Genomic DNA, 18,782 nt, shown 5'->3' with positions numbered 1-18,782 from the left:
CCGCGTGGCGACGGCGACCCTGCTGTTGCCTGCACGCAGCCGCTTTGCCGCGGCTGCGCTGCCGGACGATGTGGCGCGTGCGCTCGGCCGTGCCACGACGGTGCAGGTCGCACCGGGCGAACGTGCACAACTGACGCGCCATTTCACGGTTGCCGCGCCGCATTGGCCGGTAGCCGCGATGACCCGCCAGCGCGACGTCGGCGATGCAGCCGGCGCCAGCTGGCTGCGTGCCGACCCGGCCTGCATGGTGCCGGACATGCACGGCGCGCGGATGATGGCCTACGGCGAGACGCTGCGGCCGACATTGGCCGACTGCCTGGCACTGTTGCCGGTGCTGCAGCCGCTGTTTGCCGATTCCGGATTCGTGCTCGACGCGCCGGACCCTTCGCGCTGGTACCTGCGGCTTCCGATCGACATGGCGTTGCCTGACTTCGACAGCCCGGACGAGGTGCTCGGCGATGACCTGTTCTCGCACCTGCCCGAAGGCGAGGGCGGTCGCCGCTGGCGCGCGCTGATGACCGAAGCGCAGGTGCTGCTGCACAACCATTCCTGGAACCAGCAACGTGCCGCGCAGGGCCAGCAGCCGATCAACTCGCTGTGGTTCTGGGGCGGTGGCGTGATGCCGGTGTCGGTGAGTACGCCACACGCGCAGGTGCGCAGCCGCGATGCCCTGCTGCAGGGCCTGGCTCTGGCCGCGGGTGTGGCGGTCGATGGCGAGCAGGCCGTGGATGCACTGGTCGATCTGCGCCAGCTGCGTTCGCTGCAGCAGCTCGGCAACGATGCGATCCGGCCGTTGCTGGCCGCGCTGAAGCGTGGCGAACTGCAGCGGCTGGTGCTGGATTTCGAGGATGGCCTGCAGTTCCAGCTGGACCGCGGACAGCGCTGGCAGTTCTGGAAGAAGCCGCGCCAGCTGCACGACTGAGCATCCGGCAGGATCCGGTAGGTAGAGTCGACTGTTAGTCGACTGCACTTCGCTCGGATGCATAAAATCCCGCGCGTTGCGCGTTAGTCGACTAACAGTCGACTCTACCGGGCGGCCGCCGTGGCGGTATCATCGACGGGTCCTCCGTCACCCGGCGATGCCGATGTCCCTTGCCGCCGATGCTGTGCAGTCATCCCCTGATACGCCGACGATCCGCCGCCGCGATGCGGTCGTGCCCGGAAGCTGGCCGGACGGCACGCTGCCCCTGCTGGCGCGTCTCTATGCCAGCCGGGGCGCGGGCACACCGGAGCTGGCGCAGCCGAAGCTGGGCAATCTGCACGCCCCCGAACTGCTGACCGGCATCGACGATGCGGTGGGCCTGCTGGTCGAGGCCATCGCCAATGACAAGCGCATCCTGGTGGTCGGCGATTTCGACTGCGATGGCGCCACCGCCTGTGCGGTCGGCGTGCGTGGCCTGCGCATGCTCGGCGCGCAGCATGTCTTCCACGCGGTGCCGAACCGCATGGTGCACGGCTATGGTCTGTCGCCGTCGCTGGTGGAAGAACTGGCCGAGTTGAAGCCGGACCTGCTGGTCACGGTCGACCACGGTATTGCCTGCCATGCCGGCGTGACTGCGGCCAAGGCACGTGGCTGGCAGGTACTGGTCACCGACCACCATCTGCCGGGCCCGCAGCTGCCGCCGGCCGACGTCATTGTCGATCCGAATCTGGACGGCGACGCCTTCCCCAGTAAATCGCTGGCCGGTGTCGGCGTGATCTTCTACGTGCTGATGGCGCTGCGCCGACAGATGCGCGAAGCCGGTGTCTTTGCCGATGGCAAGGGACCGGACCTGACCACGCTGCTGGACCTGGTGGCGGTCGGCACCGTCGCCGATCTGGTAGCGCTGGACCCGAACAACCGTGCATTGGTGAGCGCGGGCCTGCGTCGTCTGCGCGCAGTGCAGGGCTGTGTCGGCCTGCGCGCCCTGATCGAAGCCAGCGGCCGTGACGCCGCGCGACTGACCGCCACTGACATCGGCTTCGCGCTCGGCCCGCGCCTGAACGCGGCGGGCCGGCTGGAAGACATGGCGCTGGGCATCGCGCTGCTGCTGACCGAAGACCCACGCCAGGCGCGCGAGATCGCGCAGACGCTGGAGCAGATCAATTCGGAACGGCGCGCGGTGCAGCAGTCGATGACCGACGACGCCGAGCAGGCATTGACCCGCGTGGTGCTGGACATGGCCGGTCAGCGCCCGGTGGCGGCCTGCCTGTTCGATGCCGATTGGCACCCGGGCGTGGTTGGCCTGGTTGCGTCGAAGATGAAGGATCGCCTGCATCGCCCGGTAATTGCCTTCGCGCCGGCCGAACCGGGTGCGGATACCCTGCGCGGCTCGGCCCGTTCCATCCCGGGCCTGCATATCCGTGATGCACTGGCGCTGGTCGATGCGCGTCATCCCGGCCTGGTCGAGCGCTTCGGTGGCCACGCGATGGCCGCCGGCCTGAGCATGCGCCTGGAGCATCTGCCCGCGTTCGAGGCCGCCTTCGTTGCCATCGTGCAGGAAGTGCTTGACCCGGCCGCGCTGCAGCAGCACGTGCTCAGCGATGGCGAACTGGCCGTGCACGAACTCGACCACCGCCATGCCGACGCCCTGCGTCTGGCCGGTCCCTGGGGCCAGGGGTTCCCGGAACCGATGTTCGATGGTCATTTCGAGGTGGCCAACTGGCGCGTGCTGAAGGAGCGCCACCTGAAGCTGGAACTGCGCCTGCCGGGCCTGCCGGGCACGGTCAACGCCATCCACTTCGGCGGCTGGCACGGCAATGCGCCGAGCCGTCACGTGCACCTGGCCTACCGCCTGGCCTGTGATGACTACCGCGGTGGCGCAGCGATCCAGCTGATCGTCGAGCACTGCCTGCCCGCCTGAGCGGCGGAGGCACCGCGCTTCGCGCTCGCCGGGCATGGCCGGGCGGGATGCATCAACGTTCGATTTTGTTCCCTCCGTTCCCCTTTTCCTGTCGGGTCAGCGGATCTCGCTGACCAGTCTAGGCAGTTCCCAAGTGTCGCCGGGTACGCCGCGGCATAGGCCGACTGCCATTTCCGATGTAGCGACAAAGGCGGTTCCGTTCCACGTCCAGGTTGCCGACCATATGCAATCGCCGAGGCTGCGCCCCAGCTTTGAAGCTGTGATCTGGCCGTTGTCGTAGCCGGTCGCTTCGTCGGTTACCAGTTGCGGCCGAAAGGGTGCCCGTGTGCGGGCGATCCAGTAGCCGTCGCCGAAGTTGTAGGCGGCACGCCAGCAGGGAACACTGACAAGCACATGTTGTGCGTCCAAGCGGTGGACCTTCAGCGGGGAATTGCTTAGTGGGGAATCGGCATCAGCGTCCATCAGGCCTTCGCAGCCGTCGGCGTTGGGCGTGGTGAGCAGGGCTGAGCGCAGAGCCGGCGAGATGGCCAGTCGTGCCAATGCAGGGTCGTGCAGGTTTGAGTTCGGAGTAGTGGGCTTGCGCACCACCGGCATCGGCGGTGCCGCGGGAACGCGGGTTTCAGGCAGGCTGCCCTTGCGCATCACCGCCCCGGGAGTGCCGAGGCGGCCCTGGTGCTCATCGATTTTCAGCAGCACCGCTGCGGCACCCTTGTCCGACAGCGGCCAACGGTGGCCGGCAGCATCGGTCACACTGATTCCGCCGTCGCGTACCAGTGCGGACAACAGTGCGCTGGTCTGCGTGGCATTCAGGATGTGCGTGCCTTTGCCCTTGGTGGGCGCAAGAACCCCGACATCCTGCTGCTGGATATGCAGACGTAGCGCGCCTTTGGGTTGGGCCTGATTTTCTGCCGGCTGAAGTGAAAGTCGACCCTGAATGGCCTGGCCAGGGCCGCCTTTGCGAGTGAGCTGTACGCTCAGAGTGCCTTCCTCGTCGGCTGGGTAGCCGACTGCGCGGCAGGTTCGCGTGTTGTCACAGGCCACGAACCAGTCGAGATGGTGAAACTCCAGGTGTTTGGGTGAGGGCATGGCTTCGGATGCCAGCGGCCAGGCCAAGACCAGCAGGGATACGCGTCGAGCAAATCGCATCGGCAGTTTTGGGTGGTTTGGGACAGCAGGCATCGTGACTGCAGGTAAAGGCAATGAAAAGCTGTGCACGGCTCGATGGTGATGCCAGCGTCGGCGCAGCCGGCGCGTTGTCTACCTACGCCGATGGGCTTTATCCCGCTGCTGATTTCTCCGGCCGCTGAGTAAACGGTCCAGTTGCGACAATCTCGCACCGCAAGCGCGGTGTAGGTCGGCGCTTCCCAGGCGCGCATCGTCCCTGAATTCCGGAAGTCCAAAGACCGTGTTCTGGAGCGCGAACTGCAGTGTCCGCTGGAGGATGGCCAGCGTGATGCAGTCCCCCCAAGCTGCGGCCCTTCTGCGAGGGCATGACCTGGCCGTCGTCGTAGGCAACCTTGCGTTGTGTTGGAATGCCGCTCTTGTTGTGCCGAGAGGTCATCCCCAGCGCCGAACGGCATCACCCCCCCCAAGCAACGCAGTCACACTGAAGTCCCGCAATGATTCTCGTTCGTGGCCGCGAGGCTCTCAGCGTTCACTGCACATCGGTGACCTGCATGGGCAACTGCCAGGTTCCGTCCAGCGCATGTCGGCAGAAGACGCTTTCCGTAGCTGAGGTCGCAACGAAGCGGGTGCCATCCCAGGTCCATGATTGTTCGGACCTGCAGCTGGGCTCGGAGCGATCAGATTGGGAAGCGATGATCTCGCCATTCCCGTAGGAGGTGGCGTCACTGGTCACCCAAGCTGCCCGATAAGGCGCTTGCTCACGGATGACCCAGTAACCATCGCCGGTGTTATAGGCCGCGTCCCAGCACCGCACGCTGACGAGCAGGTGCCTCCCATCGAGGCGCTGGATTCCCAGTGGCGGGTTCTTGAGGGGGGTGTCCCGATCAGCATCGAGCAGTCCTTCGCAGCTCGGTTCCTTCAAGGTCGCGCGCAGTGCTGCACGCAATGCAGGCGAGGTTGCGAGCTTGGCGAACGCCCGGTTATCGGGCAGAGGGAACTGCATCGACGCCTTGTGTATCACCGGCTTTGGCAGCGCCGCCGGCACGCTGCTCTCGGCCGCCGGGCCCTTGCGCATCAGCGCGCCCACCGTGCCCACGCGGCCCTGGAAGTCATCGGCTTTCAGCAGCGCCGCTGCAGCGCCCTTGTCCGACAGCGGCCATGCATGGCCGCCAGCATCGATCACCGTGATGCCGCCATCGCGCACCAGCGCCGACAATAGAGCGGTGGTCTGTGCCGGGTTCAGCGTGTACATGCCTTCCTCCTTGGCCGGCGTCAGCATGCCCAGATCACGCTGCTTGATACGCAGGTGCAGGGCACCCTTGGGCGACTGCTGGCCGTCGATCGGCCGCAGCGACATTTCGCCACGAACCGGTTGCTGGGGGCCACCATCGCGGGTCAGCAACACGCTCAAGGTGCTGTTTTCGCCACTGGCGTACCCGGCGGCACGGCAGGTACGGGTGTTGTCACAGGCCACGACCCAATCGTGATGCTGGAAGTAGGCTCCCTCGGGCATCGTGGTGGCGGCAGCAACTAACGGAGAGGACAGGGCGAGCAAGACAGACAAGACAGACGGAAAAAGGACGCGCATGCGCATTCTCGGGTTGGAAGGAGAGGTCATATAGGCTGGGCGTCGGCAGGGTCGAGGACCAGCATCGAACCGGGTCAACCCCATTCATCCACCTTGTGCGTTCAGACAATCACGATCCCACTGGAGTCCTGTCATGGTCTTCGCCCGTTGCTGCACCTTGTTCCTGCTTGGCCTGATGGCCATGCCCGCGTCGGCGCAGTCGGCGCGGCGTCCGCCCGTGCCGAGTGGCTCTACCCCGTTGCTGATCGCCCCGGCTGCCGAGCAGGCGGTCCAACTGCGACACGCCCGCATCGAGGGCGAAGTCCAGGCCGGCGTCGCCCAGACCCGGATCTCCCTGGAATTCCACAACCCGAACCGGCGTGTGCTGGAGGGCGAGCTGCAGTTCCCGCTGGCCGACGGTCAGCAGATCAGCGGCTTTGCGCTGGATATCAACGGCGAGATGCGTGACGCGGTGCCGGTGCCGAAGGACCGCGGCCGCCAGGTGTTCGAGGAGATCGCCCGTCGGGGCGTCGATCCGGGCCTGCTGGAACAGACCGCTGGCAACCAGTTCCGCCTGCGCATCTACCCGCTGCCGGCCGGTGGCAGTCGGCGCGTGCAGCTGGTGATTCGTGAGCCGTTGGGCTTCACCGGCCAAGGCTGGCAGTGGACGCTGCCGCTGCAGTTCGCCGCCGGTGCCGCCTCGGTTGAACTGAAGCTGCAGGCCCCCGGCGCGGCGAGCGCAGGTACGGCGCCATTCCGCATCAGCGCGGGCCAGCTGCAGTGGCGGGGCAAGGGCGCGCAGCTGCCGAAGCAGCTGCAGTGGAGCCTGCCGGCAGCTCGCGAGGCACAGGTGCAGGTGGCGCCTTGGCAGGATGGCCATTACCTGCTGGCGCAGCTGCCGGTGGCGGCCAGTAGCACGCCCCGCACGCTGCCCAGCGAGATCGGCCTGCTGTGGGATGGCTCCGGCTCGGCGGGGCAACGCGATCGCACGCGCGAGTTCGCACTGCTGGATCGCTACTTCGCCGCGATGGGCGACGGCACCGTGGCCTTGACCGTGCTGCGCGATCGCGCCGAGCCGGTAAGGCGCTTCCGCATCCGCGCCGGTAACTGGAGTGAGCTGCGTGCGGCACTGCAGGCCGTACGCCCGGACGGTGCCAGCGCGCTGGCGCAGTGGCAGCCACAGCCAAGCGTGAAGGAATATCTGCTGGTCAGCGATGGCCTGCTGACCTATGGGCCGGAACAGCTGCCGGCGATGGCGGCGGATCAACGCCTGTTTGCGATCAGCAGCGCCGGCGCGCGCACCGATGCCGTGCGACTGCGTGGTTGGAGCGAAGCGCATGGTGGCCGTTTCGTCGCGCTGGGGAAGGATGTCGAATTGGCCGCCCGTGAGTTGCTGTCGTCGCCGCTGGATGTGCAGGTCGATGCAGGGCGCGGCGTGCAGGACGTGGTGATCGATCGACGCAGTGAAGCCCAAGGCTGGCTGTGGCTGCATGCACGACTGGCGGCCGATGGTGTGCCGATGCGGGTGCGCGTGGGTGGCGGCGAATGGCAGGCGTTGCCTGCCACGCAGAAGAGCAATGAAGGTGAACTGCTGGCGGGCTTGTGGGCGCAGGCGCGCCTGCAGCAGCTGGCCGCCAACCGTCATGGCAACCGCGAGGCGATGCAGCGCCTGTCGCAGCAGTTTGGCCTGGTCGGACCGGATACCTCGCTGATCGTGCTGGAGACGTTGGAGGACTACCTGCGTTATGCGATCCGCCCTTCGGGCACGCTGCGCGCCGAGTACGACGCCAGGTTTGCAGTGCAGGTAAGTGATCGCGCCGCTGCTGATCGCCAGCGCCTGGATGAAGTGGCGGCACGCTGGAAGGAGCGCCAGCAGTGGTGGAACCGCAGCTGGCCAAAGGGAATGCCGCCGCAGGCGAAGGGCGGGGCACTCGAAGTCGCCTCCGCGGACTACGCGATGGAGTCGGCGCCGGTGGCGATGCTCGCCGCGCCGGCCCCTGCGGCACCGCCCGCCCCGGCACCGATGGCCGCCGCCGAGCAGCGCATGGAAGCCAGTAGCGCGCGTGCACGTCGCTCAGCGCCTGCATCGAACAAGGCCCTGGATTCAATCACGGTCACGGGTGGCCGTGTCGCTGCGCCCGTTGCGGCCAACGAGGGCGAGCTCGGCATCCAGCTGGCGGCCTGGCAGCCGGACTCGGCCATCGCCAGGCGCCTGCGCCAGGGCCCTCCGTCGCAACTGTATGACCGCTACCTGGCCGAGCGCGATGCCCACACCGACAGCAGCGCATTCTTCCTCGACGTGGCTGATCTGCTGCTGGAGCAGGGTCAGCGCGACCTCGCGCTGCGTGTGCTGTCGAACCTGGCCGAGATGGATCTGGACAACCGGCACCTGCTGCGCGTGCTCGGTTATCGACTGATGCAGGCTGATGCCCCCGCACTGGCGGTGCCGGTGTTCGAGCAGGTGCTGGCGATGGGCCAGGAAGAGCCGCAGAGCTTCCGCGACCTCGGCCTGGCATTGGCAGCGGCCGGCAAGCCGCAGCAGGCGCTGGCGCCGCTGTACCAGGTGGTGGTGCGGCCGTGGGACAACCGCTTCAACGGCATCGCCCTGATCGCACTGGATGAATTGACCAACCTGGTGGCCCGCAGCACGCCCCGGCTGGACACCACCAGCATCGACCCGCGCCTGCTGCAGGCGATGCCGCTGGACCTGCGCGTGGTGCTGTCGTGGGATGCCGACAACAGCGACATGGACCTGTGGGTGACCGACCCGAACGGCGAGCGCGCGTACTACGGCAACCGCCTGACCTACCAGGGCGGGCAGATGTCGCAGGATTTCACCGGCGGCTATGGCCCCGAGCAGTTCTCGCTGCGCAACGCCAAGCCCGGCAAGTACAAGGTGGAAGCGAATTACTTCGGCAGCCGCCAGCAGCTGGTGACCGGGGCGACGACACTGATGCTGCGCCTGACCACCCACTGGGGCACGCCGAAGCAGAAGGACCAGATGGTCACGATGCGGTTGAAGGATCGCGCCGAAACCGTGCTGGTGGGCGAGTTCGAGGTGAAGTAGTGCCACGCCATGCGTGGCTGTCCGAGCCCTGATCCTGTAGAGCCGAGCCCATGCTCGGCTCACTGTGGAAGCGGGCGAGCATGGGCGCAATCGTTGAGGACAGCGGATCATCGGTTCATGGGTGGGTCGCGCCGAGCCCATGCGCCGCGCATGGCTGGAGCAGCCGAGCATGGGCTTGGCTCTACATCAGTATGATGCTCGCTGGGCCGTTTCGGATCGGCCTTCAGGCCGAACAGGGGCCGCAGCCAGCGGGAGCGTCGGATCAGCAGTTCGTGGATCAGCATGCAGCCGCCGACGGTGCCGCCCAGCAGTAGCGACGGCTCCAGCCAAGGACCCAGTTGCAACGGCTTGAGCCAGAACAGCAGGGCGATGATCAGGCTCTGGTGCAGCATGTACCAGGGATAGATTGCCTCGGTGCAGTACGGCAGCCAGCCGAACGGGCGGTCGAGGAAGACCTTGCCCCAGCCGAGGATGGCCAGCAGCGCGCTCCAGACATACACCGACTGGCTGGTCCTGCCCTGCAGGTCCCAGAACGTTTCAGGCCATTGCCGCAGCGAGGAGTCAGCCGGCAGCACCTGGCCGAGGATGCGCAACCCCAGATACCAGCCGACCGCCGCCAGCGCCAGCCACAGCGTGGTGCGGCGCAGGGAGACCACGCGCTGCCAGAACAACGGCTCGCGACCGAGCAGGTAGCCGGCCAGGAACACTGTCGCGTACTTCGCGTGCTGGTACCAGTCGCCAACCAGGGCATTGGTGGACGGATAGATCGGCTCCAGCCAGATCACCCAGGCCAGCAGCAGCGCAGACGGAATTCCGATCAGCAGTATCGGCGAGGCGGCGCAGAACGCGATCGCACGGCGAACCACGGCCGTTCCCAGCAATGGCATCAACAGGGCCAGGGCCAGCGTGTAGTTCCACAGATAGGCCAGGTACCACAGGTGGTTCCAGGTGATGCCGTATTGCCAGCCGGCGAAGCTGCCTTCCGGCCACGGCCGAACCTGCCAGTAGCGCAACAGGAAGTGGCCGAAGCCGGGTGCCACGTGGCCGTTGGCCACGCCTTCGCAGTAGGGCTGGATCGGCACGATCACGAACATGCCGAACAGCAATGGCAGCAGCAGCCGCCACGTGCGCAGGCCGGCAAAGCGCAGCAGCTTTCCTTCCGGTCGCATCATCGCGATGGCGATGCCCGAGATCAGGAACAGCAGCGACATCCGCCAGCGGTTGATGAACAGCATCGGCCACTGCAGCCATTCGGCGGTATGCAGGCTCTTGAGGTGGAAACCCCAGTCATCCACGTAGGCCATGCTGGTGTGGTAGAGGATCAGCAGCGCGAAGGCGAACACGCGCAGGGCGTCGATGTCGTGGCGTCGGGTCATGGTGGTGGTGTGCCGGAGAGTCGAGCCAAGGTGACGCCGCCCGGTCCGTGCAGCGACTGCCAAGGGGCCGCCGGAACCCGCCCAGTGACCAATGGCGGGGGTGGTGGGACCAATGGAGGCGCTACTCTCGGTCCCTTGGGGCACGCTGGAGCACTGCAACCACATGGACGCCACAATGACCCAGGGCCGACCACCGCGCTGGCGCACCACCATCCGTCTGCTGGTCTGGGCAGCGATCCTGTCGGCCTCGGCGGTGACCAATGCGCTGGTTGAGGTGATGGACGCCACGCGGCGGGGCAGCGATCTCGGCCTGTGGGAGCCGATGATCTGGGAATTCAGCAGCCTCGCCCTGATCCTGTTGACCCTGCCGCTGCTGTGGTGGGGCTGCGAGCGCTGGCCGCTGCATGCCGATACCTGGAAGCAGCGGTTGCCGCTGTACCTGCTGGCCAGCGTGGGCTGGTCGTTTCTGCACGTGGTGGGGATGATGGTGCTGCGGCACCTGGCCTATGCATCGCTGGGCTACCGCTACCAGGACGATGCGGGATGGCTGGAGCGTTTTGCCTACGAATACCTGAAGGATGTCCGCACGTTCGCGATGTTCGTGGCACTGGAGCACTTCACCAGCTGGTTCGGGCGGCGCAGGCAGGGCGAGGCGAGCCTGTTGGCCGAGCCCGATGTAGGCCCGCCCGTGGAACCGGTCGAGCGCCCGCAGCACTTCCTGGTGCGCAAACTGGGCAAGGAGTTCCTGGTCGCCACCGCAGACGTGGAGTACGCCCAGGCGGCGGGGAACTACGTGAACCTGCGGGTACGTGGACATGACTATCCGCTGCGGATCACCATGGCGGTGCTGGAACAGCGTTTGGATCCCGCGTTGTTTCTGCGCCCGCACCGCAGCTGGCTGATCCATCGCGGGCAGCTGCGCTCGATCGAGCCGCTGGACGGCGGCGAGGCCCTGTTGCACATGGCCGACGGGGCCAAGGTGCCGTGCAGCCGGCGACAGCTGCCGGTGCTGCGGCAGGCGCTGGGGGGGGCGGGCGCGGGTTAGTCGACTATCGCGCGCAGCGCGGGCTTCGCCGCAACCTGAATGAAAGGCAGTCGACTGACAGTCGACTCTACCAACGGCCGGGTTGAAGCACAGCAGGATACCCGGGTCCCTCATTCCGGGCACCCCCGGCCTGCGGTATCATTGGCAGTCATCTTTTGAATGCATAACCGCCGACATGATCGAACTGAATCCTGTCCGCCAGCGCATCACCGATCTGACCGATCGCGTGCTGTCGCTTCGGGGGTATCTTTGACTACGACGCCAAGAAAGAGCGTCTTGAAGAAGTAACACGGGAGCTGGAAAGCCCCGATGTCTGGAACAACGCCGAGTACGCCCAGAACCTGGGCCGCGAACGTTCCAGCCTGGAAAAGACCGTGGGCGGCATCGCCTCGGTGCTGGACGGCCTGACCGACGCCACCGAGCTGCTGGAGCTGGCCGAGTCCGAGCAGGACGAGGACACCGCACTGGCCGTGGTCGCGGACCTGGACAAGCACCAGGCGCACGTGGAGAAGCTGGAATTCCAGCGCATGTTCTCCGGCGAGATGGACAATGCGGCGGCGTTCGTCGACATCCAGGCCGGTGCCGGTGGTACCGAAGCCCAGGACTGGGCCGAGATCCTGCTGCGCATGTACCTGCGCTGGTGTGAATCGCGCGGCTGGAAGACCGAGCTGATGGAAGTCTCCGGTGGTGACGTCGCCGGCATCAAGTCGGCCACGCTGCGCGTGGAAGGCGACTATGCCTATGGCTGGCTGAAGACCGAGACCGGCGTGCACCGCCTGGTGCGCAAGTCGCCGTTCGACTCGGACAACCGCCGCCACACCAGCTTCACCTCGGTGTTCGTGTCGCCGGAAATCGATGACAACATCGACATCACCATCAACCCGGCCGACCTGCGTACCGACGTGTACCGTTCGTCCGGTGCCGGTGGCCAGCACGTGAACAAGACCGAGTCGGCGGTGCGTATCACCCACATCCCGACCAACATCGTCGTGGCGTGCCAGACCGGCCGCAGCCAGCACCAGAACCGCGACAACGCGATGAAGATGCTGGCCGCCAAGCTTTACGAGCTTGAGATCCAGAAGCGCAATGCCGAGAAGGACGCGGTGGAAGCCACCAAGTCCGACATCGGCTGGGGCAGCCAGATCCGCAACTACGTGCTGGACCAGAGCCGCATCAAGGACCTGCGTACCGGCATCGAACGTTCGGACACGCAGAAGGTGCTCGACGGCGACCTGGACGAGTTCGTCGAGGCCAGCCTGAAGGCCGGCCTGGCCGTGGGCTCCAAACGCGTCGATGCCTGATCGACGCGCGTGCGCTGAGATCGTCACCCTCGCGCGCAACGCCGAGGGTGGCTGATCGCGCTTCCGGTAGAGCCGAGCCCATGCTCGGCTGCTGTTGGCGCAGTAGCAGATGCGTCGAGCATGGCTCGACGCTACATAGGGCAGGACGGGCCGATGATGCGCAGCGAAAGTGAACGCAAGGAACTCGGCGGCTTCCTCAAGGCCTGCCGCGCCCGTGTCGACCCCGCCACGCTCGGCCTGCCGGCCGGGCGGCGGCGCACCCCTGGCCTGAAGCGCGAGGAAGTGGCGCTGGCGATCGGGGTCAGCGTCAGCTGGTACACCTGGATCGAACAGGGCCGTGAAGTGCGCGCCTCGCCCGAGGTGCTGGAGCGCCTGGCGCAGGTGCTGCGCATGAGCGATGACGAGCGTGCCTATGCGTTCGCGTTGTCCGGCTATGGCGTGCCGCTGGAATCACCGGACGAGAGCGTGACCGACGGCCTGCGCCAGCTGGTGGAAGCGATGCAGCCGATCCCGGCGTATGTGCGCAATACCCGCTTCGACATCCTGGCCTGGAACCCGGCCATCGCCGATCTGTTCGTGGACTACAGCCAGCTGGCACCGCATGAGCGCAACACGCTGCGGCTGATGTTCCTGTACCCGCCGTACCGTACGCTGATCCTCAACTGGGAAGAAATGACCCGCGGCCTGCTGGCCGGCTTCCGCGCGGCGATGGCGCAGGCGCCGGACAAGGCGCCGTTCCTGGCGTTGGTGGAGGATCTCGCCGCGCATAGTGAGGAGTTCCGCCAGTGGTGGCCGGAGCACGACGTGCGGCGGTTCGATGAAGGTGCGAAGAAGTTGAACCATCCCACGCGTGGGTTGCTGGACCTGCAGTACGTGGCGCTGGTACCGGAGAGCCGGCACGATTTGTCACTGGTGACCTACCTGCCGCGGAAGTAGGGGGTGTTCGGCAGGGCTTGCAGCCCTGCACCTGCTCAATGCAACGGCCAAAGCCAGAGCCAGAGCTGGATTCCGTGGTTTGGCGGGGCGGTGTGGGTTGGCAGGACACGCCGTAAACCCGTCCTTGGGGGCTCGATGGCGCCATCCATGGCGCCAACGGTCCTGCCAACCCACACCGCCCCACCTCAGACAGATTTCGCGCGGATGTTGGTAGGTGTCGACCTTGGTCGACACATCTGTCAGATATCGAATGAAATTTCGGGGTCAGATCCGTTTTCCATAGGAATACGGATCTGACCCCAAGAGTATTTCCGACAGATCGCGGAAAACTGTCGAAGGCGGGGTGGGTCCGGTTGCGGGGGCGTGAGCGCCATGGATGGCGCGACCGAGGCTACATGGACGTATTCACGCCGTCCCCCGCAACCGGACCCACCCCGCCATCCCACGGAATGCAGGCCTTTGACCTTGACGTTGCCCTGGCCTCTGCGGGTGCAGGGCGCAGCCCTGCCGATAACCCCATTCAGGCAGGTAAGTGCAGGTCACAGGATAAACAGACGCCTTGTTGCCTCCGCCAATCGGGTCCACATTCCTGTGCAGGAGACGGGCCACCGCCCGTTGTCGAGACAACAGGAGCCCTGCATGTCCGCTGCCCCCAGCACCGCCATTTCCCGCGATCCGGCCACCGGCCAGCAGATCGCCAGCCATCCCTTCGCTACCGACACCGAACTTGAGGCGATCCTCGATCGCGGCCAGGCCGGCTTTGCCGCCTGGAGCACCAGGAGCCTGGAGCAGCGGGCCGAGGTGCTGCGTGCGATGGCCGCCGTACTGCGGCGTGACCGTGAAAAGCTGGCTGCGCTGGCCACCGCTGAAATGGGCAAGGTCCAGGCCGAAGCGCTGGCCGAGATCGAAAAGTGCGCCGTGCTGTGCGACTGGTACGCCGACCATGGCGCGCAGTTCCTGCGCGACGAACCGACCCAGGTGCCGGACGACAAGGCCTACGTGTCCTACCTGCCGCTGGGCGTGGTGCTGGGCATCATGCCGTGGAATTTCCCGTACTGGCAGGTGATGCGGGCGGCAGTGCCGATCCTGATGGGCGGCAACGGCTTCCTGCTGAAGCCGGCCGAGAACATCGTCGGCACCGCGCAGCTGCTCGACGCGGCCTGGCGCGATGCCGGGCTGCCGGAGGGCACCTTCATCGCGGCCAACATCAGCCGCGAGGGCACCAGTCGCGCGATTGCCGATGACCGCATTGCCGCGGTGACCCTGACCGGCAGCGTGGCCGCTGGCCGCAGCATCGCCGCGCAGGCCGGGCAGGCGTTGAAGAAGGTGGTGCTGGAGCTGGGCGGTTCCGATCCGTTCATCGTGCTGGCCGATGCCGATCTTGATGCGGCCGTCGATGCGGCGGTGGCCTCGCGCTTCCAGAATACCGGGCAGGTCTGCATCGCCGGCAAGCGCATCATCGTCGAAGACGCGGTCTACGAACGGTTCGTGGCGCAGTTCTGCGAGAAGGTGCAGGCGCTGACCATCGGCGATGGCCGCGACCCAGCCAACCGCATCGGCCCGATGGCGCGCCAGGACCTGCTGGAACAGCTCGATGCGCAGGTACGCGCGTCGGTCGATGCCGGTGCGCAGCTGCTGGTCGGCGGGCACCAGCTGGATCGTCCGGGCGCGTTCTATGCGCCCACCGTGCTGGCCGGGGTGGAGCCGGGTATGCAGGCCTTCGATACCGAGACCTTCGGCCCGGTGGCCTCGATCAGCCGCGCCCGCGACGCCGACCATGCGGTGGAACTGGCCAACCAGAGCGAGTTCGGCCTCAGCGGCAACCTGTGGACCGGCGACCGCGCCCGTGCGATGCAGCTGGCGCGCCGGCTGCAGACCGGCGGCGTGTTCGTCAACGGTTTCTCCGCTTCGGACCCGCGCGTGCCGATCGGTGGCGTGAAGAAGAGCGGCTTCGGCCGCGAGCTCTCGCACTTCGGCATCCGCGAGTTCGTCAATGCGCAGACGGTGTGGTTCGACAAGCGTTGACGCACGGCTTCCATCCTTCCTGCAACGATCCACCATCAGTCCAGCGAAAAAAGGACGGCATTCCCATGTCCAAGGGTTCAGACCTGCTCGTCGCCGCACTTGAGAACGAAGGCGTCGAGCGTATTTTCGGCATTCCCGGCGAAGAGAACCTCGACGTCGTCGAGTCACTCCGCCATTCCAGCATCGAGCTGGTGATCACCCGCCACGAACAGGCTGCGGTGTTCATGGCCGCCACCTACGGCCGCCTGACCGGCAAGCCGGGCGTGTGCCTGGCCACGCTCGGGCCGGGCGCGCTCAATTTCACCACCGGCGCCGCCTACGCGCTCCTTGGTGCGTGGCCGGTCATCATGATCACCGGCCAGAAGGGCATCGTCGCCAGCAAGCAGGCGCGCTTCCAGATCGTCGACATCGTCAGCACGATGAAGCCACTGACCAAGCAGGCGCGGCAGATCGTCTCGGCACGCACCATACCGACCATCGTCCGCGAGGCATTCCGTGTGGCCCAGGAAGAGCGCCCCGGACCGGTGCTGCTGGAGCTGCCAGAGGATATCGCGGCCGATGAGGTCGAGGGCGTGGCGCTGATTCCACCGCACGCGGTGGACCGGCCGATTGCCAGCCCGGAGGCGCTGGATCGCGCGGCCGAGATCATCCGCACTGCCAAGCGCCCGCTGCTGATGATCGCCTCGGCCGCCTCGCGGCCGCAGTCCAGCGAAGCGCTGTCGGCGTTCGTGCTGCGCGCCGGCATCCCGTTCTTCACCACGCAGATGGGCAAGGGCGCGGTGGCGGGTGGTTCGGGCCTGTACATGGGCACTGCGGCGCTGACCGAACGCGACTACGTGCACACGGCCATTGACCAGGCAGATGTGATCGTGACCATCGGCCATGAGGTCACCGAGAAGCCGCCATTCGTGATGCGTCCGGGTGGGCCGACCGTGATCCATATCGGTTACTCGCAGGCGGCGGTGGAGCAGGTGTACTTCCCGCAGGTGGAAGTGATCGGCGATATCGGTCGTTCGTTGACCCAGCTGGCTGACCGCATCGAAGGTGCGGTGCCGAACGCCGATGCGCTGCTGCCACTGCGCGCGACCATCCTTGAGCATCTGGCCGACCGTGCCGAGGAGGTCGGTTTCACCCCGCAGCGGCTGGTGCATGACGTACGCCAGGTGATGCCGCCGGACGGCATCGTGGCGCTGGACAACGGCATGTACAAGATCTGGTTTGCGCGCAACTACCGCACCCAGGTGGCCAATACGCTGCTGCTGGACAATGCGCTGGCGACGATGGGTGCAGGTCTGCCGTCGGCGATCATGGCCTCGATCCTGTACCCGCAGCGGCGGGTGCTGGCGGTGTGCGGCGACGGCGGGTTCATGATGAACAGCCAGGAGCTGGAGACCGCGCGCCGGCTGGGCCTGAACCTGGTGGTGCTGATCCTCAACGACGGTGCCTACGGGATGATCCGCTGGAAGCAGGCGGTGGATGGCTTCACCGACTACGGCATGACCTTCAGCAACCCGGATTTCGTCAAGTACGCGGAAGCCTATGGCTGCAAGGGGCATGAGGTAACCGCCATCGAGCAGTTCATCCCGACGCTGGAGGCGGCGTTCAATGAGGGTGGGGTGCACCTGGTGTCGGTGCCGATCGATTATTCGGAGAACCAGCGGGTGCTGGTGGACGAGTTGCGGCAGGCGTTCCCGGGGAACAGGTAGATATCCAGGGTCCAGGCAGGGTCCCGGATGGGGTCAGATCCCTTTTGCCTCGCAAAAGGGTTCTGACCCCTCTCCAGGCCGGGGCAGGGCGGTTTTGGTATGCTGTGGGGCCGGCCGTGCCGGGCGCGACACCCCCCTCACTACACGATTCCCGCAGATCCATGAGCGAAGCTACCGATACCCCCCCCGTTGACGAAAACAAGTTGATCGCCGAGCGCCGCGAGAAACTCAAAACGCTGCGTGGGCAGGGCATCGCGTACCCGAACGACTTCCGTCGCGAAGACTTCGCCGGCCGCCTGCAGGAGGAGTTTGCCGACGCTGAAACCTGGACCGCCGAGGCGCTGGAAGGCAACGGACGCCAGGTGAAGATGGCCGGCCGCTTGATGGCCAAGCGCATCATGGGCAAGGCCAGTTTCGCGCAGATCCAGGACGAGTCCGGCCGTATCCAGCTGTTCCTGCAGGGTTCCGTACTGGGTGATGCCTACACCGCCTTCAAGGGCTGGGACGTGGGCGACATCATCGCCGTCGAAGGCGGCCTGACCCGCACCAAGACCGGCGAACTGTCGGTCAAGGCCGAGTCGATCCGCCTTCTGACCAAGTCGCTGCGCCCGCTGCCGGACAAGTGGCATGGCCTGGCCGACGTCGAGCAGCGTTACCGCCAGCGTTACGTCGACCTGATCGTGACCCCGGAATCGCGCGCGGTGTTCATCAAGCGCTCGAAGATCATCCGCGCCATGCGCGCCTGGCTGGACAACCGCGACTTCCTGGAAGTCGAGACGCCGATGATGCATTACATCCCCGGCGGCGCGGCGGCCAAGCCGTTCACCACCCACCACAATGCGCTGGACCTGGACCTGTACCTGCGCGTGGCGCCGGAGCTGTACCTCAAGCGCCTGACCGTGGGTGGCCTGGAACGCGTCTACGAGATCAACCGCAACTTCCGCAACGAAGGCGTGAGCACCCGCCACAACCCGGAATTCACCATGATGGAACTGTACGAGGCCTATGCCACGTACAACGAAATCATGGACCTGACCGAAGGCGTGATCCGTGACGTGGCCCAGGCCGTGAACGGTGGCACTGAAGTGGAATGGGACGGCGCGAAGATCGACCTGGGCCCGGCCTTCCGCCGCTGGCGCATGGATGAAGCGGTGCGCCACCACAACCCGGAAATCTCCGCGGCCGACTGCACCGACCGCGAGGCGCTGCTGCGCCATTGCGAGCGCTTGAAGATCCGCGTCAAGCCGTCTTACGGCTGGGGCAAGCTGCTGCTGGAGATCTTCGAAGCCACGGTCGAACACACCCTGATCCAGCCGACCTTCATCACCGATCACCCGGTCGAGGTCTCGCCGCTGGCCCGTGCCAACGACAACGATCCGGGCTACACCGACCGCTTCGAGCTGTTCGTCAACGGCAAGGAGCTGGCCAACGGCTTCTCCGAACTGAACGACCCGGAAGACCAGGCGCAGCGCTTCCAGGCCCAGGTGGCCGCGAAGGAAGGCGGCGACGACGAGGCCATGCACTACGACGCCGACTACATCCGTGCGCTGGAGTACGGCATGGCGCCGACCGGCGGCCTGGGCATCGGCGTTGATCGCCTGGTGATGCTGCTGACCGGCAGCAGCTCGATCCGCGACGTGCTGCTGTTCCCGTACATGCGTCCGGAGCAGTAAGTCGCTTTTCTGACTCCTGATTGTGCGCGCCGTCGCGAAACGAGACGGCGCATTTGACGCCTCCCGCACTCGGCGTATCGTTAATGCACTACCTTGACGTCCGTTATGGCTTGATCGG

At 66.2% G+C, this 18,782-nt stretch carries 12 protein-coding genes; 9 read left to right on the top strand and 3 right to left on the bottom strand.

Features of this window, described 5'->3' with window-relative positions; genetic code table 11:
- Positions 1 to 4 precede the first annotated feature (4 nt).
- Complete coding sequence (locus ACZK0Z_RS12765) at positions 5 to 922, top strand: phosphoglycerate mutase (protein ID WP_197632627.1); 918 nt, start codon at positions 5 to 7, stop codon at positions 920 to 922.
- 163 nt (positions 923 to 1,085) lie between these two features.
- Complete coding sequence (gene recJ, locus ACZK0Z_RS12760) at positions 1,086 to 2,843, top strand: single-stranded-DNA-specific exonuclease RecJ (RefSeq protein WP_197632628.1); 1,758 nt, start codon at positions 1,086 to 1,088, stop codon at positions 2,841 to 2,843.
- A 96-nt stretch (positions 2,844 to 2,939) separates the two neighbouring features.
- On the opposite strand, the gene ACZK0Z_RS12755 is transcribed toward recJ, so the two are convergent.
- Both ACZK0Z_RS12755 and ACZK0Z_RS12750 read right to left on the bottom strand, forming a co-directional pair.
- Positions 2,940 to 4,022 carry a DUF1176 domain-containing protein gene (locus ACZK0Z_RS12755; RefSeq protein WP_231298794.1) on the bottom strand — a complete coding sequence of 361 codons (1,083 nt, stop codon included), beginning with the start codon at positions 4,020 to 4,022 and terminating at the stop codon, positions 2,940 to 2,942.
- A 475-nt stretch (positions 4,023 to 4,497) separates the two neighbouring features.
- Positions 4,498 to 5,556, bottom strand: a complete 1,059-nt coding sequence (locus ACZK0Z_RS12750; RefSeq protein ID WP_126559851.1) for a DUF1176 domain-containing protein — start codon at positions 5,554 to 5,556, stop codon at positions 4,498 to 4,500.
- A 133-nt stretch (positions 5,557 to 5,689) separates the two neighbouring features.
- On the opposite strand from ACZK0Z_RS12750, the gene ACZK0Z_RS12745 reads away from it, so the two are divergent.
- Complete coding sequence (locus ACZK0Z_RS12745; protein ID WP_197632629.1) at positions 5,690 to 8,602, top strand: VIT domain-containing protein; 2,913 nt, start codon at positions 5,690 to 5,692, stop codon at positions 8,600 to 8,602.
- A gap of 107 nt (positions 8,603 to 8,709) precedes the next feature.
- Here ACZK0Z_RS12745 and ACZK0Z_RS12740 read toward each other — a convergent pair whose 3' ends face one another.
- Positions 8,710 to 9,978, bottom strand: coding sequence for an acyltransferase family protein (locus tag ACZK0Z_RS12740; RefSeq protein ID WP_336339879.1), 1,269 nt, complete (start codon positions 9,976 to 9,978; stop codon positions 8,710 to 8,712).
- Between the two features lie 175 nt (positions 9,979 to 10,153).
- Between ACZK0Z_RS12740 and ACZK0Z_RS12735 the strand changes: the two genes are divergently transcribed.
- The 6 genes from ACZK0Z_RS12735 to lysS all read left to right on the top strand — a co-directional run bounded on the left by ACZK0Z_RS12735 (position 10,154) and on the right by lysS (position 18,664).
- Positions 10,154 to 11,023 carry a LytTR family DNA-binding domain-containing protein gene (locus ACZK0Z_RS12735; protein ID WP_049427642.1) on the top strand — a complete coding sequence of 290 codons (870 nt, stop codon included), beginning with the start codon at positions 10,154 to 10,156 and terminating at the stop codon, positions 11,021 to 11,023.
- A gap of 175 nt (positions 11,024 to 11,198) precedes the next feature.
- Positions 11,199 to 12,324 (top strand): peptide chain release factor 2 gene (gene prfB, locus ACZK0Z_RS12730; RefSeq protein WP_099551678.1). Its coding sequence is split into 2 segments (ribosomal slippage): positions 11,199 to 11,273 and positions 11,275 to 12,324, totalling 1,125 coding nucleotides; the frame shifts between segments, so codons are not numbered across the junction.
- Between the two features lie 153 nt (positions 12,325 to 12,477).
- Complete coding sequence (locus tag ACZK0Z_RS12725; protein ID WP_057495109.1) at positions 12,478 to 13,260, top strand: helix-turn-helix transcriptional regulator; 783 nt, start codon at positions 12,478 to 12,480, stop codon at positions 13,258 to 13,260.
- Between the two features lie 639 nt (positions 13,261 to 13,899).
- The gene (locus ACZK0Z_RS12720; protein ID WP_197632630.1) at positions 13,900 to 15,285 is read left to right on the top strand and encodes an aldehyde dehydrogenase family protein; all 1,386 of its coding nucleotides are present in this window, start codon (positions 13,900 to 13,902) and stop codon (positions 15,283 to 15,285) included.
- 65 nt (positions 15,286 to 15,350) lie between these two features.
- A complete protein-coding gene (locus ACZK0Z_RS12715; protein ID WP_197632631.1) occupies positions 15,351 to 16,991 on the top strand; it encodes an acetolactate synthase large subunit in 1,641 nt (546 codons plus the stop codon).
- A 161-nt stretch (positions 16,992 to 17,152) separates the two neighbouring features.
- Positions 17,153 to 18,664 carry a lysine--tRNA ligase gene (gene lysS / locus ACZK0Z_RS12710; protein ID WP_049429880.1) on the top strand — a complete coding sequence of 504 codons (1,512 nt, stop codon included), beginning with the start codon at positions 17,153 to 17,155 and terminating at the stop codon, positions 18,662 to 18,664.
- Positions 18,665 to 18,782 lie beyond the last annotated feature (118 nt).

The sequence above is a fragment of the Stenotrophomonas sp. 116085_Sma genome (assembly GCF_056479585.1).
The sequence above is the reverse complement of the archived record's forward strand: the minus strand, read 5'-3'. Positions and strand labels throughout refer to the sequence as shown.

What these genes read in the sequence shown, in the direction of transcription:
- recJ (WP_197632628.1), top strand. Translation starts at nt 1,086, where the DNA reads ATGTCCCTTGCCGCCGATGCTGTGCAGTCATCCCCTGATACGCCGACG.
- ACZK0Z_RS12755 (WP_231298794.1), bottom strand. Translation starts at nt 4,022, where the DNA reads ATGCCTGCTGTCCCAAACCACCCAAAACTGCCGATGCGATTTGCTCGA.
- ACZK0Z_RS12750 (WP_126559851.1), bottom strand. Translation starts at nt 5,556, where the DNA reads ATGCGCGTCCTTTTTCCGTCTGTCTTGTCTGTCTTGCTCGCCCTGTCC.
- ACZK0Z_RS12745 (WP_197632629.1), top strand. Translation starts at nt 5,690, where the DNA reads ATGGTCTTCGCCCGTTGCTGCACCTTGTTCCTGCTTGGCCTGATGGCC.
- ACZK0Z_RS12740 (WP_336339879.1), bottom strand. Translation starts at nt 9,978, where the DNA reads ATGACCCGACGCCACGACATCGACGCCCTGCGCGTGTTCGCCTTCGCG.
- ACZK0Z_RS12735 (WP_049427642.1), top strand. Translation starts at nt 10,154, where the DNA reads ATGACCCAGGGCCGACCACCGCGCTGGCGCACCACCATCCGTCTGCTG.
- ACZK0Z_RS12725 (WP_057495109.1), top strand. Translation starts at nt 12,478, where the DNA reads ATGATGCGCAGCGAAAGTGAACGCAAGGAACTCGGCGGCTTCCTCAAG.
- ACZK0Z_RS12720 (WP_197632630.1), top strand. Translation starts at nt 13,900, where the DNA reads ATGTCCGCTGCCCCCAGCACCGCCATTTCCCGCGATCCGGCCACCGGC.
- ACZK0Z_RS12715 (WP_197632631.1), top strand. Translation starts at nt 15,351, where the DNA reads ATGTCCAAGGGTTCAGACCTGCTCGTCGCCGCACTTGAGAACGAAGGC.
- lysS (WP_049429880.1), top strand. Translation starts at nt 17,153, where the DNA reads ATGAGCGAAGCTACCGATACCCCCCCCGTTGACGAAAACAAGTTGATC.